14 protein-coding genes and 2 tRNA genes are annotated in these 15,040 nt (G+C 69.0%); 3 read left to right on the top strand and 13 right to left on the bottom strand.

The features are described from left to right. Positions 1–147: 147 nt before the first annotated feature. Positions 148–909 carry a hypothetical protein gene (locus AOZ06_RS15700; protein ID WP_157233033.1) on the top strand — a complete coding sequence of 254 codons (762 nt, stop codon included), beginning with the start codon at positions 148–150 and terminating at the stop codon, positions 907–909. Between the two features lie 76 nt (positions 910–985). Here the strand turns inward: AOZ06_RS15700 and AOZ06_RS15695 are convergent, their stop codons facing one another. The 9 genes from AOZ06_RS15695 to xerD form a co-directional block, all read right to left on the bottom strand. Beyond that, positions 986–2,587, bottom strand: a complete 1,602-nt coding sequence (locus tag AOZ06_RS15695) for a glycosyl hydrolase family 18 protein (protein ID WP_054290069.1) — start codon at positions 2,585–2,587, stop codon at positions 986–988. A gap of 149 nt (positions 2,588–2,736) precedes the next feature. Further along, the gene (locus AOZ06_RS15690) at positions 2,737–3,762 is read right to left on the bottom strand and encodes a dihydrofolate reductase family protein (RefSeq protein ID WP_157233032.1); all 1,026 of its coding nucleotides are present in this window, start codon (positions 3,760–3,762) and stop codon (positions 2,737–2,739) included. Then, positions 3,759–4,508 carry a pseudouridine synthase gene (locus AOZ06_RS15685; RefSeq protein ID WP_054290068.1) on the bottom strand — a complete coding sequence of 250 codons (750 nt, stop codon included), beginning with the start codon at positions 4,506–4,508 and terminating at the stop codon, positions 3,759–3,761. Before AOZ06_RS15685 ends, AOZ06_RS15690 begins: the two co-directional genes overlap by 4 nt. Next, on the bottom strand, positions 4,501–5,412 hold the full coding sequence (gene scpB / locus AOZ06_RS15680; protein WP_054290067.1) for an SMC-Scp complex subunit ScpB: 912 nt from the start codon (positions 5,410–5,412) through the stop codon (positions 4,501–4,503). The genes AOZ06_RS15685 and scpB overlap by 8 nt, the downstream gene beginning before the upstream one ends. After that, the gene (locus tag AOZ06_RS15675; protein ID WP_083472640.1) at positions 5,409–6,317 is read right to left on the bottom strand and encodes a segregation and condensation protein A; all 909 of its coding nucleotides are present in this window, start codon (positions 6,315–6,317) and stop codon (positions 5,409–5,411) included. Before AOZ06_RS15675 ends, scpB begins: the two co-directional genes overlap by 4 nt. Before the next feature lie 8 nt (positions 6,318–6,325). Beyond that, positions 6,326–6,643 (bottom strand): hypothetical protein, encoded by a 318-nt coding sequence (locus AOZ06_RS15670; protein ID WP_054290065.1) that lies wholly within the window; start codon positions 6,641–6,643, stop codon positions 6,326–6,328. After that, on the bottom strand, positions 6,640–7,464 hold the full coding sequence (locus AOZ06_RS15665; protein ID WP_417999966.1) for a ParA family protein: 825 nt from the start codon (positions 7,462–7,464) through the stop codon (positions 6,640–6,642). Before AOZ06_RS15665 ends, AOZ06_RS15670 begins: the two co-directional genes overlap by 4 nt. Before the next feature lie 368 nt (positions 7,465–7,832). Next, positions 7,833–8,156 (bottom strand): ArsR/SmtB family transcription factor, encoded by a 324-nt coding sequence (locus AOZ06_RS15660; RefSeq protein WP_054296674.1) that lies wholly within the window; start codon positions 8,154–8,156, stop codon positions 7,833–7,835. 38 nt (positions 8,157–8,194) lie between these two features. Then, the gene (gene xerD / locus AOZ06_RS15655) at positions 8,195–9,106 is read right to left on the bottom strand and encodes a site-specific tyrosine recombinase XerD (RefSeq protein WP_054290063.1); all 912 of its coding nucleotides are present in this window, start codon (positions 9,104–9,106) and stop codon (positions 8,195–8,197) included. A gap of 91 nt (positions 9,107–9,197) precedes the next feature. Here xerD and AOZ06_RS15650 point away from each other — a divergent pair, with 91 nt between their 5' ends. After that, the gene (locus AOZ06_RS15650) at positions 9,198–9,731 is read left to right on the top strand and encodes a DUF1707 domain-containing protein (RefSeq protein ID WP_054290062.1); all 534 of its coding nucleotides are present in this window, start codon (positions 9,198–9,200) and stop codon (positions 9,729–9,731) included. On the opposite strand, the gene AOZ06_RS15645 is transcribed toward AOZ06_RS15650, so the two are convergent. From AOZ06_RS15645 to AOZ06_RS15635, 3 genes are all read right to left on the bottom strand, one after another. Beyond that, positions 9,724–12,030: a hypothetical protein gene (locus AOZ06_RS15645; protein WP_054290061.1), complete on the bottom strand. Its 2,307-nt coding sequence runs from the start codon at positions 12,028–12,030 to the stop codon at positions 9,724–9,726. The two genes, AOZ06_RS15650 and AOZ06_RS15645, sit on opposite strands and share 8 nt — an antisense overlap. 26 nt (positions 12,031–12,056) lie before the next feature. Continuing rightward, positions 12,057–12,128 (bottom strand) — tRNA-Asp (locus AOZ06_RS15640). Between the two features lie 4 nt (positions 12,129–12,132). Continuing rightward, positions 12,133–12,204 (bottom strand) — tRNA-Pro (locus tag AOZ06_RS15635). A gap of 66 nt (positions 12,205–12,270) precedes the next feature. On the opposite strand from AOZ06_RS15635, the gene ilvD reads away from it, so the two are divergent. Continuing rightward, complete coding sequence (ilvD, locus tag AOZ06_RS15630) at positions 12,271–13,935, top strand: dihydroxy-acid dehydratase (RefSeq protein WP_054290060.1); 1,665 nt, start codon at positions 12,271–12,273, stop codon at positions 13,933–13,935. On the opposite strand, the gene AOZ06_RS15625 is transcribed toward ilvD, so the two are convergent. Next, positions 13,932–14,861 carry an NHL repeat-containing protein gene (locus AOZ06_RS15625; RefSeq protein WP_054296673.1) on the bottom strand — a complete coding sequence of 310 codons (930 nt, stop codon included), beginning with the start codon at positions 14,859–14,861 and terminating at the stop codon, positions 13,932–13,934. The two genes, ilvD and AOZ06_RS15625, sit on opposite strands and share 4 nt — an antisense overlap. Between the last annotated feature and the right edge of the window lie 179 nt (positions 14,862–15,040).

Below are 15,040 nucleotides of genomic sequence, written 5' to 3'. Positions count from 1 at the left end.
GAGTTTAGTGGGGCCGCGGGACAGGCTCGCCGGGATTTCCCGGCCCCGGACCGGGCCGGAACGGGGATTGATCGCGACCGTCCTGACCTGGTCGAACAGTACGGGAAACGGTCCGTGCGCAACGACGGCGCGGCTACCGTGCGCGGCATGTCGCACCATCTCGCACCCTGGCGGTTCGTGGTCGTCGTCGCAGCGCTCGGCAACCTGCTCGGTCTGGTGACAGCTTGCACGCAGGCACCGCGACCACCGGCGCCACCGCCCGGACCCGATCTGGCCAGGATCTCCGCGGTGGCCCGCGAGGCAGTCGGCGAGTCGTTCACCGAAGTGGGGCCCAGTCCCATCGCGCCTTGCGAGCTGCGGAGCACCGCGCACGTGCGGACATCCGGCGAACGTGGCAGAACTGTCGCCCTGAAAGCGCCCGCCCAGTTGACGGCCGGCCGTCTGGACATCTTCTACGCGATCTATCCGGCGCCGGACACCTTGCTGGACGACCTGGCCCGGATCGCGCAGGCCTGTCAGCCCCGCAAAGTCACCCAGGTACTGACTCCGCAGGGCAAGCTCCACACCTGCCACAGCGACGTCGCCACCACCGTCGTGATGGACGGCTCGACCTTGACAGTCATCACCAAGTCGGTGCTGGTCCCGGCGCCGGGCGCTGATTGGAAGACGAACGAGAAGGGCTTGTTGGTGCCGCCGCCGGACTTCGGAAAACCGACGTGCGGCACTGGTGTTTCGTACGGGCAGGCGAATGCGTTCGCCGCCAGCAACGGGCTCGCGGTCCAGGTGATCAAACCGATCGACCTGGCGGAGACCCGTGAGGGCAAGGAATCCCCCACCGAACTGAGCACCGCCGCCCAGACCACGGCGACCGCGGCGATCCAGAAGATCCTGGTCGCGCTGCCGTCGTGATCCAGGCGGCGTTGTGTGGTGGGGTTGCGACCCCGGAGGCTCGTTCGCAGGCAAGCTCCCGGGGCCGCAAGTCTTTCTAGTTCAATCCGCCGCGCAGGGCCGTGATGAGCTCACCGTTGGTGGTGTCGCCGGACAGTTCCCAGAAGAACGCTCCGCCGAGACCCTGGTTCTTGGTGTACGTCATCTTCCCGCCGATCGTGGCGGGGGTGTCGTAGCTCCACCATTCGCTGCCGCAGTGGGCGTACGCGGTTCCGGCGACTGTTCCCGTCACGGGGCACTTGGACTTGAGGACCTTGTAGTCCTCGATTCCCGCCTCGTAGGTCGCCGGGGCCGCGCCGGTCGCCGAGCCGCCGGGCGCGCTCTGGGTCACGCCTGTCCAGCCGCGGCCGTAGAAGCCGATGCCGAGCAGCAGTTTGCTCGCCGGCACGCCCTTGCTCTTGAGCTTCTGGATCGCCGCGTCGGAGTTGAAGCCCTGCTGCGGGATTCCGTCGTACGACGTCAGCGGCGAGTGCGGCGCCGTCGGGCCCTTGGCGTTGAACGCGCCGAAGTAGTCGTACGTCATCACGTTGTACCAGTTGAGGAACTGCGCCGCGCCGCCGTAGTCGGCCGCGTCGATCTTGCCGCCGTTCGAGCCGTCCGCCGTGATCGCGGCGGTCACCAGGTAGTCCTGGCCGAACCGGGTGCGCAGGGCCTGCGACAGGGTCTTGAACGACGAGAACCCGCTGCTGTCACAGGTAAGGCCGCACGCGTTCGGGTACTCCCAGTCGATGTCGATGCCGTCGAACACGTCCGCCCAGCGCGGGTCCTCGACCAGCTTGTAGCACGAGTCGGCGAACGCGGCCGCGTTCTGCGCGGCCTGGCCGAAGCCGCCGGACCAGGTCCAGCCGCCGAACGAGAACAGCACCTTGATGTGCGGGAACTGCTTCTTCAGCTTGCGCAACTGGCCGAAGCTGCCGCGCAGCGCGCCCGTGTCCCAGGTGTCCGCGACGCCGTCGACGCTGTCGGCGGCGGTGTACGCGCGGTCGTAGTCGGCGTAGGTGTCGCCGAGCACGCACTGGCCGTTGGTCACGTTGCCGAAGGCGTAGTTGATGTGCGTGAGCTTGGACGCCGAACCGCTCGTGACGATGTTCTTCACGTGGTAGTTGCGGCCGTAGACGCCCCACTGCGCGAAGTAGCCGAGGCTGATCTTGCCGTCCGGCGCGGGCGGGTTCGTGGTTGGCGGCGTCGTGGTCGGAGGGGTCGTCGGCGGTGTGGTGGTCGGCGGTTCCCCGGTGGCGTCACAGGAGCCGCCGTCGAGCTTGCAGCCGGTCGGCGCGGTGAACGCGCCGCTGTAGCCGACGTTGAAGCCGAAGCTGACCGACGCACCCGGCGCGATGCTGCCGTTCCAGGTGTTCTTCACGGTCACGCGCTGGCCGCTGGCGGTGTAGCTGCCGTCCCAGAGGCCGGAAAGCTTGTGCCCGGCGGGCAGGTCGAACTCGATCGTCCACGATGTACGGGCGGTGGTGCCGCCGTTCTTGATCGTGTACTTGCCCTCGTACCCGGTTCCCCAGTCGGAACCCTTGCTGAACGTGGCCGAGACGCCGCCTGCGCCTGCTGCGGGCGCGACGGCGAGGCCGAGCACCACCGCTGCCGACGTGGCCACCAAGGCCGCGGCGTGGTGCCATCGAAGCTTGGACATCAGTCTCCTCAAAGCGGCAGGGAGCGGAGCGATGCCAAAAACCATGTGGTTTAGACCACGTAGGAAGCAAGGGTCTAGACCATGCTGTCACTCGAATGGAGTAGTACCGGAAAATCCCGGGTCATCCAGTCCGAGTACCTTGTGCACTCCTAACCATACAAAGTACTGACTTGCTTGACTTCCGGCGCGACGTCTGGTCGCTCCACAACGGTCACTCCCGCCGCGGTGAGCATCTCGAAGCCTTTGCCGACCACGAACCGGCTCGGCTCACGCAACCCGAACACCGCACGCGGGATGCCCGCGCCGATGATCCACTGTGCACAGCTGCGCGGGCGCGACTTGCGCGTGCTGCACGGTTCCAGCGAGCTGTAGATGGTCGCGGTCGCCAGCCGGGGATCACCGGGAGTGACTTTCGCCAGCGCCTCCTCCTCCGCGTGCGCCGTCGGATCGGTCTCCCGGGAGTAGCCGCGGGCGATCTCGGTACCGTCGGCTCCGACTATCACCGCGCCGACCGGGAAAGCGGTCTCCGACGGCGGGCATTTGCGTGACTCCTCGACGCACACCCGCAGCCAGTACCGATCCGCGTCCGGGAACATCCGCATGACGGTCACGTCCCCAGCCCGCCGGACGTCACCGAGCACCATGCGACCGGCGCCGAACTGTCCATCTTGGACGAATCGAGGTGCGCGGCTGTCACCGACGAAGATCGGGGCGACCGCGAGCCACACCTCGTCGGCCAGGTTCTGCGTCAGAAACGCTGTGTGCACAGCGCTTCCACCTTCGACCATCAGCCTGCGCACACCACGCCCGGCGAGGTCTTCGACCACTATGGACAGCGGGACGGCCGGTGGCCCGTACACGACGAAGTTGTCGTCGCTGAAGAACTCGGCGTCCTTGCCGAGCCCACCGGACGCCGTGAGGCTGACACGCAACGGGTTCTCGGGCAGTCCACGCGCCACGCGGTCCGCGCGGCGCTCCGCGGACCGCACCCGCAGGCGCGGGTTGTCCTTGCGGATCGTGTTGGCGCCCACCAGGATCGCGTCCACGCTCGCGCGCAGCTCGTCCACCCGGTCCCAGTCCTCGTCACCGGACAGGACGAGCCGCTCGCCGCTCGCGTCGTCGATGTAGCCGTCGACCGACATCGCGGCGCTGAGGATCGTGTACGGACGGTTCACAGGCCCACAGCGGAGTACAGGGCGCCGATCTCGTTGCGGTTCAACGCCCGCATCGTGCCGGGACGCTGGTTGCCGAGCCGGATGTCACCGAACGCCGTGCGCACCAGCCGGTCCACGGGGTGGCCGACGCGGTCGAGCATCCGCCGCACGATCCGGTTGCGGCCCTCGTGCAGGACGATCTCGACCATCGCCTTGCCGGGCATCGAGTCGACGAGCCGGAAGGCGTCCGCCCGCACCCAGCCGTCGTCGAGTTCCACGCCTTCCTTGAGCTGCTTGCCGAGGTCCCGGCCGATCGGTCCCGGCACCTCGGCCACGTAGGTCTTGGGCACCTCGTACGACGGGTGCGTCAGCCGGTGGCCGAGGTCGCCGTCGTTGGTCAGCAGGAGCAGGCCTTCGGTGTCGGCGTCGAGGCGGCCGACGTGGAAGAGCCCAGCGTTGGCGTTGCGCTCGTACTTGTGCACGTAGTCGCCGACGCACGGGCGGCCGCGGTCGTCGGTCATCGTGGTGTGCACACCGAGGGGCTTGTTGAACGCGAGGTACACCAGGTCCTCGCTGAGCACGACGCGGACACCGTCCACGTGGATCACGGCGTTGCGCGGGTCGACCCGGCGGCCGAACTCGCGCACGACCTCGCCGTCGACACTGACCCGGCCCTCGGCGATCAGGTCCTCGGCCGCGCGCCTGCTCGCGACTCCGGCCTTGGAGAGCACCTTCTGCAGCCGGACACCTTCCGGGCTTTCAGACATCGTCGATCGCATCCACTTCGGGCAACAGGGGGGCGATGGGCGGCAGGTCCTCGAGTGAGGACAGGCCCAACCGCTCCAGGAACAGCTCGGTAGTCCGGTAAAGGATGCCACCCGTGTCCTTGTCCGTGCCGGTCTCCTCGATGAGACCACGCACAAGCAAGGTACGGATGACACCATCAACGTTAACGCCACGCACGGCGGCAACCCGCGCTCGCGTGACCGGCTGACGGTACGCGATGACCGCGAGCGACTCGAGCGCGGCACGGGTCAGCTTGGCCCGCTGGCCGTCGTGCAGCAGCTTCTCGACGAACGGCGCGTACTTGTCCCGGGTGTAGAACCGCCAGCCGCCACCCACATCCCGCAGGTCGATGCCCCGGTTCTGCTCATGGTACTGGGCGGCCATGGTCTTGAGAGCGGCGCGGACGCGCTTCACGGGCTGGCTGAGCGCGTCGGCGAGGTCTTCGACTTCGGCGGGCGAGTCGACGACGAGCAGCAGGGCTTCGAGCGCCGAGTGGAGGGCTTCGTCCTCGGTGAGGTTGGGAAAGCGGGACGGGGCGCCGTCCGAGTCGTCCTCGTCCGAGTCGTCGGCCTGGCCGGTGGGGATGTCCAGGGGAAGCGTGGCGGGCGCGTCCGGGGATGGTTCGGCGTCGGCCACGGGCTCCTGGCCGGCCTGGTCATCAGCGGCATCCGGCTGCGCATCGGCAGCGGCAGACGAGGACTCGGCCCCGTCAGTGGCGGCGGCATCCGGCCGTTCGTCGACGGCGGCTTCGTCCTCGGTGGTGGCTGATCCGGTGGTGGGTTGGGCCGGGTCGGTCGGCTCGGTGTCCGCCGGGGGCGCGGCCTCCTCGGGCGCAGGGGCGTCCTGGTCCGGTTTGCCTGCCGTGTCCTGCTCGGGCGTGCTCACCCGTACTCCTCTTCCTCTGCGGAGGTCTTGGCCGCCTCGGCCGCTGCCTTGGCCTCCTCGACACTGCCGCCGGTCCATTTCACGCGCAGTTCGCTCAGCGGCTCGTCCTGTTCGAACAACACCACCGCTTCGCGGTACAGCTCGAGCAGGCCGAGGAAACGGGCGACCTTGTCCACGATCTCCGCGCAGTCGGCGGTCAGCTCGGCGAAGGTCAGCGTCCCCGCCTGCGCCAGCATGATCCGGAGGATCCCGGCGGTTTCCTTGACCGAGACCTGGCGCATGTGCACGTGGGCCAGTGACACCGTCGGCGGTGGCTTCGGGCGGAACACCGTCGCCGCTATCTCGGCGAACTTCTCCGGTGACACCCCGAGCATCACCTCGGGCAGCAGCGAGGTGTACCGGTCCTCCAGCGCGACCGACCTCGGGTAGCGCCGCAGCGCGGTGGCTTCGAGCTCCGCGAACAGCGCCGCGACCTGCTTGTACGCGCGGTACTGCAGCAGCCTGGCGAAGAGCAGGTCACGGGCTTCGAGCAGCGCGAGGTCGTCCTCGTCCTCCACGTCGCCGGCGGGCAGCAACCGGGCCGCCTTCAGGTCCAGCAGCGTCGCCGCGACCACGAGGAACTCCGTGGTCTCGTCGAGGTCGAAGTCCTTGCCCATCGCCCTGATGTAGGCGATGAAGTCGTCGGTCACGCGGTGCAGCGCGACCTCGGTCACGTCCATCTCGTGCTGCGAGATCAACTGCAGCAGCAGGTCGAACGGGCCTTCGAAGTTCGACAGCTTCACCGTGAACTTCGGTGCCCCGGCCGGTGCGGCCTCCGGCGCCTGCGCGGGCGCCTCGGCGACAGCCGCGTCCTGGGCCGGTTCGGGTTCGGGCGTCGCTGGTTCCGGCGGGCTTTCGCTGTCCAACTCGGTCGTCACTGCCCGTTTTCCTGGCGGAGCCTGCGCACCAGGAGTGACTCCTCGCCGTACTCGTCGAGATCGGCCAGCAGCACGGCGATCGCCTCACGCACCACCCGGCCGCGGTCGACCGCCAGCCCGTGCTTGGCGCGCAACGCCAGACGGGCGTGCTCCAGCGCGAGCAGTTCTTCGTCGGACACGTAGACCGTGATCTTGGTGTCGTGTTTCTGGCGCGGCGAGCCACCCCTGACCACGGTCTGCCGGGGTTCCGGCTTCGGTGGCGTCGTCGGACGGAAGAGCTCGGCCGCACCCGGCAATGGGGCGCGGCGGGTCACCTGGCGATCACCTCGCGAGCAAGCGCGCGGTAGGCCTTCGCACCGGCCGACCGCGGCGCCCAGCGCGTGATCGGCTCACCGGCGACGGTCGTCTCCGGGAAGCGCACAGTCCTGTTGATCACGGTGTCGAACACGATATCCCCGAACCTCTCCACAACGCGGGCCATCACCTCGCGTGAGTGCAGCGTACGGGGGTCGAACATGGTCGCGAGAATGCCGGTGATCTCCAGCCTCGGGTTCAGCCTCTCCTGGACCTTCTGGATCGTGTCCATCAGCAGTGCGGCGCCACGCATGCTGAAATACTCGCACTCGAGCGGGATCAGCACGCCGTCGGCCGCCGCCAGCGCGTTCACGGTCAGCAGCCCCAGCGAGGGCTGGCAGTCCACCAGGATGTAGTCGTACTTGTCGATCACCGGGCGCAGCGTGCGCAGCAGCGCGTGCTCACGGCCGACCTCCGCGACGAGCTGCACCTCGGCCGCGGACAGGTCGATGTTGCTCGGCAGCAGGTCCATGTCCTCGACCGTGGTGCGGATGACCACTTCGTCGAGGTTGGGGCCGCGCTCGATCAGCACGTTGTAGATCGTCTGGTCCAGCTGGTGCGCCGGGATGCCGAGGCCGACCGACAACGCGCCCTGCGGGTCGAAGTCCACCAGCAGCACGCGGCGGCCGAACTCGGTCAGCGCCGCGCCGAGGTTGATCGCCGACGTGGTCTTGCCGACGCCGCCCTTCTGGTTGCAGATCGCCAGCACCTTCGCCGGGCCGTGCCGTTCGAGCATGGCCGGTTCGGGGATGTGCCGCTTCGGTCGCCCGGTCGGGCCGATCGATCCGTCCGGACCGGTCGACGGGTCGTCTTCTTCGGCATCTGTCGCTGGTTTCGCGGGGAGACTCAAGGGATCCTCAGTGGGGCGCACTGCCGGTGCCGCACTGACTGGCGGGCGCTCCTGCGGTTGGTATGGCTGTTGCTGCTGCGGTGACGGCTGTGGTGACGGTTGGGGAACGGGATAAGGCACTGGCGTGGACGCTGGTGGGTCAGGCGGAGCCGAGGCGTGCCCCGGCACGCCGAATGGCTGCGCCGCTGACTCGAATGTCGACATGCCGACCTAGCTCCTTGTCGTCCGGTCTTGGCGCAGACTAAGGGTGACCAACCCACGTGGCAACGCGCCTCGCCGGTAAGAGCCGTATCCGCAGTTCAGGAAACGAACGCCGCCGCACGGGCGTGGGCGGCGAGAACCGCGTCCAGCAGATTCGGGAACTGGCTGTCCAACGCGTCACGGCGCACGGACAACCACCGCTGGTTGCCGTCGGGTCTCGTGTGCGTGACTCCGGCCTCCCGCAGCACGCGCAGGTGCTGTGACAACGTTGATTTGGCCACGGTGACCTCGAGGCAGCCACATGACATCTCGCCCACTCGTTCCAGCTGCGCGACGACGGCGAGTCGAGTTGGGTCGCTGAGCGCGTGCAGTACGTCGGTCAGGGTGAGCCGCTCATGGGCAGGCTCGTCTACCCCAAACATCGTCCGCGCCACCTCCGTTTTGTCCGGCCTCTGTCAGATTATCCGCCGCCGCGAGGGTGAGCGGTCGCGTACACCTCGCGGAGCGTATTCACCGTTACTAGCGTGTAGATCTGCGTTGTGGTTACGGAGGCATGGCCGAGAAGCTCCTGAACCACCCGAACGTCGGCCCCTCCCTCCAGCAGATGTGTGGCAAAAGAGTGACGAAGTGTGTGGGGGGAAACTTTTGCCGTGACCCCGGCACGTTCCGCCGCGTCCTTCAGCACCTGCCACGCGCTCTGACGAGAAAGCCGTCCACCGCGTTGGTTGAGGAACACCGCCGGGGTGCCGCGCTTGACCATGCTCGGTCGCGCGCGCACGAGATACGCGTCCAGCGCGGCGAGCGCGGGACGGCCGACGGGCACCAGCCGTTGCTTGCCGCCCTTGCCGTCGAGCAACGCGGTTCGCTCGATCGTGTCGATGTCGTCCAGGTCGAGACCGACGGCCTCGGAGATCCGCGCGCCCGTGGAATACAACAGTTCGAGCAGTGCCCGGTCACGCAGCGGCGCGACGCCGTCGCCGGGGACGTCCAGAATCCGGAGTACGTCGTCGAGTGGCAGCGCCTTGGGCAACCGCCGTGGCGTCTGCGGCGGTTTCACCTCACGGGCCGGGTCGTGCTCGACCATTCCTTCCCGTACCGCGAACTTGTGCAGGCCGCGCACGGCGGCCAGGGCACGAGCCGCCGAGGACGCGGCCAGCGGCGGGTGTTCGTCATCACCTTCTCGCAGCACCGCGACGAACTCCGAGACGGTTTCCTCGGTGATCGCGCCGAAGTCGGCTGTCCCCAGGTGGTCCGCGTACCGGTTGAGGTCACGGCGGTAGCTGTCGAGCGTGTTGCGCGCGGTCGCCCGTTCGACGGCGAGGTGGTCGAGATACCCGGCGATCACGGAGACGACGGTCGGCGCGCCGGACATACCCAGACCCTACAGTTGATCACTTCAGGAAGCTGAACAGTCCAGTTGGACTCGAGCGATTTCGTCACCTCGATTGAGTACTGTTACGTCCGTGAACGACCCGGACTTGGTACGCATCGGCACCCAGGAGCGTGACGAGGCGCTCTCGGTGCTCGGCGACCACTTCGCGCAGGGCAGGCTGCCCATCGCGGAGTACGACGACCGGGTGCAGAAAGCGGTGGACGCCGAGACCCGCGCGGACCTGCGTCCCCTGTTCGCCGACCTGCCGCAGCCGCATCCCCGCTCGCTGGCCACCGCGCACGCGCCCCAGCTGCCGACGGTGCCCACCGCTCCGCTGATGCCGCCGCCCCTGGCCCCGCTGGCGCTGCCGCCGACGGCCCCGCCGCCTGCCCTGGCGGCGCCGACCGGCGTCTCGTGGCCGAACCAGCGGTACCGGGCCGCCGCGGGCCTGTTGCAGTTGTTCCTGCCGTTCGGGATCGGGCGGTTCTACACCGGGCACACCAAGATGGCCGTCACGCAGCTGGCGTTGATGTTCGTCGGCGTCGGCGTGTTCTGGTGCTGGATCGACGGGATCATCCTGCTGGCCAGAGGCGGGACGGACGCGGAAGGCCGCGACCTCATCTAACGGCCGGCCCCCTGGCCGACAAGGCCCAGTGTTCGCCGACGGCCCAGCCGAGGAAACGCTTCCCGCCGTGGACCGTGCCCGCTGAGTCGAACCGCTCGCCGCGCAGCACCCCGGACAGGCCGCGGACCGCGGGCCGGAACCACGAGTCGATGCCCACGTCGTGGACGTGCGTGCCCAGCTTGCGCACGGTCGCCTTCTGCTGCTCGGGCGTGGCGAAGCTGAGCAGGAAGATGGCCTGGCGCCACGCGTAAGCCGCGTTCTTGACCTGGATCAACGCCGCGTGGCCCGAATCGGCCGGCTGCGTCAGCCTGCGGACGACCCAGTCGAACGTGTGCCACGCCAGCTCGCCTGCCCGCTCGCGGACCTGGTCGGCCAGGTCGAGTTCGGTGACCAGGACGGCCAGGTTGTGCGTGGTCAGGATCTGGCTCTGCTCGATGATCGCGCCGTTGCCCGCGGTCGACCGCCACTTGGGCAGGCCCGCTTCCCGCGCGCGTCGTTCGCAGAGCTCACCGAAGACGTCCGCGGTCCTCCTGCGGTTCCACCAGGTGGTTTTGCGCTCCCCGGTCCAGGTGGACTCGCCCGGCAGGTCGTAGTAGTCCGAGTAGAGCGTGCCCGCCATGGTCCGGCTCGCCACGAGTGCGGCGTCCTGCCATTTGCGGGTGAACCTGCCCATGAAGATGTCCGCGGCCACCTCTTCGACCAGCGGCAGCTTCAGCCCGGCCCGGCCGGTCAGCGCGCCGAGCTCCGCCACCAGCGGATTGGGCAGGATGGCGTGCGGGAACTCGGTGATCGCGAGCATGGTGACCTGCCGCAGCGCCCGGCGCACGGCCGCTGTCTCGTCCCGTGTGGACACGCGGAAGACCGACAGGGCACGGGCCCATGGCAGTTCGCTGAACCGCACCTGGTGCTCCAGGTTGAGCAGCAGCAAGCTGCGCCTGCGCCGGAACGCCGTGTACGTCTGCTCGTAGAGCCCGGCGGCCACCGGGTCCTCGATGCCCGACGACATCAGCCGCGAGGTCAGCTGCGGCAACACGGTCGCGAGCACCTCACCGGACGGGATCACGCCACGGCGCACCAGCTCGTCCGCCGGGGCTTCCAGCGCGCGAGCCGCCTTGTCGCGCAACGCGACCGGGATCGGCGTGCCGGCCGGAACGTCCCGGGTGTCCTGATCGGACACGTCGGCGGCGATCCGGTCCAGCGACGACAGTCCGCCGTCCGCCGGGTAACGGCCGAGCCGGTCGATCAGCACCCCAGCCAGGCCCTCGTTCGTCGGCAGGGCCGCGACCGCCGCCTGGGTGTCGCGCAGCTGGGAGCGCTGCGTGGATCCCGGCGCACCGGCTTTGGTGACGGTGTTCGCGATGGCGCGACGGACCCAGCCCACGTCCCTGGCGGACAACGTGTCGCTGTTGCGCAACGCGGCGTGCAGCCGCGCGAAGTTGCTCCTCGGGTGGGCGTGCCGTCCCGAAACTGGACGGTCGGCGGACGCGTAGTCGGCGAGCCAGTGCGCACGCCGGTCCGCCCAGCCTTCCGGTTGGCGCCTGCACGGCCACCCGCCGCGTACGGAACCGGCCTCCAGGTACGGCAGATCTCCGTCGACGGTCTCGCACCACAACGCGACAAGCCTGTCGTACAACGGATTCCACACGCTCAGCGTGGTACGCATCGCGGCGATCTGCTGCGGCATCACGACTTCGCGCAGCGAACCGGTGACTTCGCTGACGGTTGCCAGCCGTACCGCCGTTCCCGAGGTCCGGGCGACCGGCTCGAACCGCGGGGTGAACCGCAGGCGGTGCGCCAACGGCCGCAACTCGGCGACCAGGTCCAACGCCTGCTCGGCGAATCCCCTGTCCAGCAACAGGGCGACGACCGCCAGCGCGGCGTCCTCCGGCACGTCCACGCGGTAGTGCCCGGTGCGCAACGCGGCCAGCAGCTCGGCCTGGCCCGCGTCGCCGAGGTACCAGAGGTTGAGACGCTCGCGGTCGGTCTCGCCGGGCACGTCGTCCGGCAGTCGCAGCAGCTTGGCCGTCTCGTCGTCGGTCAACGGCACCTCGGCGAGGTACTCGCCGGTCGCGAAGCCGCCGTGCGCCACTTCCAGGGTCACCCACGCCGGGGTGCCCGCCACGGGTGTGCGCGACCCGACCGTGAGGTTTCCGCTGGTCATCCCGGCCAGGACGGCCTCCCACTGCCGGATCTTGCGCAGCGCGCCCTGGTCACCGGACTCGACGAGCCTGGCCAGGGCACGCGCCAGCTGACCAGTCGCGTACCCGGGCGACGCGGTGTGCGTCTGGTCCTCGGACATGGCTCTCCCCCTGACAGCGATGCTCGACCTGGTGGCGAGAGTCGAACTCGCGCCCTCCCGGATGACAGCCGGGTGATCTGCCGCTGATCTACACCAGGAAGGACATGGAGGCGGGAATCGAACCCGCGCCTTCCCGGTCCCAAGCCGGGTGATCTGCCACTGAACTACTCCATGCCGACGCTGTGATCGTAACGAGTCCGCGGGCGGGCCGCCTCCGCATTTCCGCACTAGAGTCAGGGGATGGATCTCAAGCCGCGCAGTCGCGATGTCACGGACGGGTTGGAACGGGCGGCGGCCCGGGGCATGCTCCGGGCGGTCGGGATGGGTGACGAGGACTTCGCCAAGCCGCAGATCGGCGTCGCGTCCTCCTGGAACGAGATCACGCCGTGCAACCTGTCGTTGCAGCGCCTGGCGCAGGCGAGCAAGCAGGGTGTGCACGCCGCGGGCGGGTTCCCGATGGAGTTCGGCACGATCTCCGTGTCCGACGGCATCTCCATGGGCCACGAGGGAATGCACTTCTCGCTGGTGTCCCGTGAGGTGATCGCGGACTCCGTGGAGACCGTCATGCAGGCCGAACGGCTCGACGGCGCGATACTGCTGGCCGGCTGCGACAAGAGCCTGCCGGGCATGCTGATGGCCGCCGCGCGGCTGGACGTCGCCGCGGTCTTCCTGTACGCCGGGTCGATCCTGCCGGGCACTGTGGACGGTCGCGAGGTCACGATCATCGACGCGTTCGAGGCCGTCGGGGCGTGCGCGCGTGGCCTGATCTCGCGTGAGGAGGTCGACAAGATCGAACGCGCGATCTGCCCGGGTGAGGGCGCGTGCGGCGGCATGTACACGGCCAACACGATGGCGTGTGCGGCCGAGGCGCTGGGTATGTCGCTGCCCGGTTCGGCGAGCCCGCCGTCGGTCGACCGGCGCAGGGACACGTTCGCGCGTGCCAGCGGCGAGGCCGTCGTCGGGATGCTCGCGAAAGGCATCACCGCGCGGCAGGTCCTGACGCGGGAGGCGTTCGAGAACGCGATAGCGGTCGTGATGGCGCTGGGCGGTTCGACGAACGCCGTGCTGCACCTGCTCGCGATCGCCCACGAGGCCGAGGTCGAGCTGACGCTGGACGACTTCACCAGGATCGGTGACCGCGTGCCGCACCTGGCGGACGTGAAACCGTTCGGGCGGCACGTGATGACCGCGGTCGACCGGGTCGGCGGCGTTCCGGTCGTGATGAAAGCCCTGCTGGACGCGGGTTTGCTCAACGGCGACTGTCTCACCGTGACCGGGAGGACCTTGCGGGAGAACCTGGACGCGCTGGCGCCGCCGGAGCTGGACGGCGAGGTCGTGCGCAAGCTGACCAACCCGATCCACCCCACCGGCGGGCTGACGATCCTGCACGGCAGCCTGGCGCCGGAAGGCGCGGTGGTCAAGAGCGCGGGCTTCGACTCGTCCCGTTTCGAAGGCACGGCGAGGGTTTTCGACGGCGAGAAGGCCGCGATGGACGCGCTGCCCACGTTGAAACCCAACGACGTGGTGGTGATCCGGTACGAAGGGCCGCGCGGCGGGCCGGGAATGCGGGAGATGCTGGCGGTCACCGGCGCGATCAAGGGCGCGGGCCTCGGCAAGGAGGTCCTGCTGCTGACCGACGGCCGGTTCTCCGGCGGTACCACCGGCCTGTGCATCGGGCACGTCGCGCCGGAGGCCGCGCACGGCGGCCCGATCGCGTTCGTGCGTGACGGCGACCCGATCGTGCTCGACATGGAGTCCCGGACGCTGGACCTCGGCGTCTCCCCCGAGGAACTCGAGCAGCGCAGGCAGGGCTGGACAACGCCGGAGCCGACGAGGCGCACCGGCGTTCTGGCCAAGTACGCGCGCCTCGTCGGCTCCGCGGCTCAGGGAGCCATCTGTTCCTAGGGCCGCGGAATCGCGACCGCGTTGTACGGCGTGTCCGGCGTCGGTGGCGTGGTGAAGCGAGCGTTCGGCAGGTAGAGGCGCCTGCCGAACGACGCCACCGTGGTCGGGACGTCGAAGCGGGCGTCGGTGACCTTGGTGACCAGCTTGCCCGCGGTCCCGGACCGGTTGAGCTTGAACACACCGACCGTGTTCAGCCGGTTCTGCACCACGTACAGCGTGGTGCCCTCGACGAGCAGGCCGTCGCCGTTGGTGAGCACCTCACCGCCGAGGCCGACTTCCTTGGTCACGCCTGTCGCCGGGTCGACGCGGAACAGCTTGCCGGTGTTGCTCTGCACGATCAGCAGCGCGCGGCCGTCCGGGGTCTCGGCGATGCCGTTGGCGTTGTTCACGCCGGGAGTCAGGACGAAATCGCCGGTCAGCGGCAACGGTGTGAAGGTCTCCGGCAGTTTGCCGTGCCGCCCGAACGGGATCTTGTACAGCACTGCCTTGCGCGAGTCGGTGTAGTACGCGGCCAGGTCGGTGACGATCACGTCGTTGACGAACGTGTCCGTGCCGGCGAACTTGTAGCTCTTCAGCACGGCGCCCGAGCGGGCGTCGACGACCCGTGCGTCGCCTGCCGTGCCACCGGAGACGAACACCCGCCTGCGGTTGTCGATCTTGAGGCCGACCGACGGCGTGCCGGGACCCTTCGAGAACACCTCACCCTTGCCGGTCCGCAGGTCGACGCGGAAAAGCGACCCGTCGGCCCGTGAGCCGAAGTACGCCGTCGGCGCGTCGCCGATCGCGATGCCCTCCGGCATGAAGCCGTTGGGCAGGGCGAACTCGGCCGGGAACCGCCCGGACGAGCCCGGCTCGGCGGCCACCGCGGGCGCGACGAGGGTGAACCCCAGCACTGCCACGGCCAGCACGCCAAGTCTTCGGTACATGCTCACTCCTATCGCTCGCATGGGGATGACCTGCCGATCCTTACGCAGGAACCGGGCAGAACGTTCAATCGACAGCGAACCGACAGCGTTGAATCGCCCTCGTCCCACGCGGCCGACATCTTCGCTTCGGCCTGCCGACCAGCATGGTTGGGGCGATGTCGGGCGTGCTGCGAGGCGTC

It is taken from the genome of Kibdelosporangium phytohabitans (assembly GCF_001302585.1).
Classification (GTDB): Bacteria; Actinomycetota; Actinomycetes; order Mycobacteriales; family Pseudonocardiaceae; genus Kibdelosporangium; species Kibdelosporangium phytohabitans.
The sequence above is the reverse complement of the archived record's forward strand: the minus strand, read 5'-3'. Positions and strand labels throughout refer to the sequence as shown.

Bases quoted from the DNA above. Each gene is read 5' to 3' on its own strand.
- AOZ06_RS15625 (WP_054296673.1), bottom strand. From the start codon at position 14,861: ATGTACCGAAGACTTGGCGTGCTGGCCGTGGCAGTGCTGGGGTTCACC.
- AOZ06_RS15645 (WP_054290061.1), bottom strand. From the start codon at position 12,030: ATGTCCGAGGACCAGACGCACACCGCGTCGCCCGGGTACGCGACTGGT.
- AOZ06_RS15685 (WP_054290068.1), bottom strand. From the start codon at position 4,508: ATGTCTGAAAGCCCGGAAGGTGTCCGGCTGCAGAAGGTGCTCTCCAAG.
- xerD (WP_054290063.1), bottom strand. From the start codon at position 9,106: ATGTCCGGCGCGCCGACCGTCGTCTCCGTGATCGCCGGGTATCTCGAC.
- AOZ06_RS15660 (WP_054296674.1), bottom strand. From the start codon at position 8,156: ATGTTTGGGGTAGACGAGCCTGCCCATGAGCGGCTCACCCTGACCGAC.
- ilvD (WP_054290060.1), top strand. From the start codon at position 12,271: ATGGATCTCAAGCCGCGCAGTCGCGATGTCACGGACGGGTTGGAACGG.
- AOZ06_RS15700 (WP_157233033.1), top strand. From the start codon at position 148: ATGTCGCACCATCTCGCACCCTGGCGGTTCGTGGTCGTCGTCGCAGCG.
- AOZ06_RS15695 (WP_054290069.1), bottom strand. From the start codon at position 2,587: ATGTCCAAGCTTCGATGGCACCACGCCGCGGCCTTGGTGGCCACGTCG.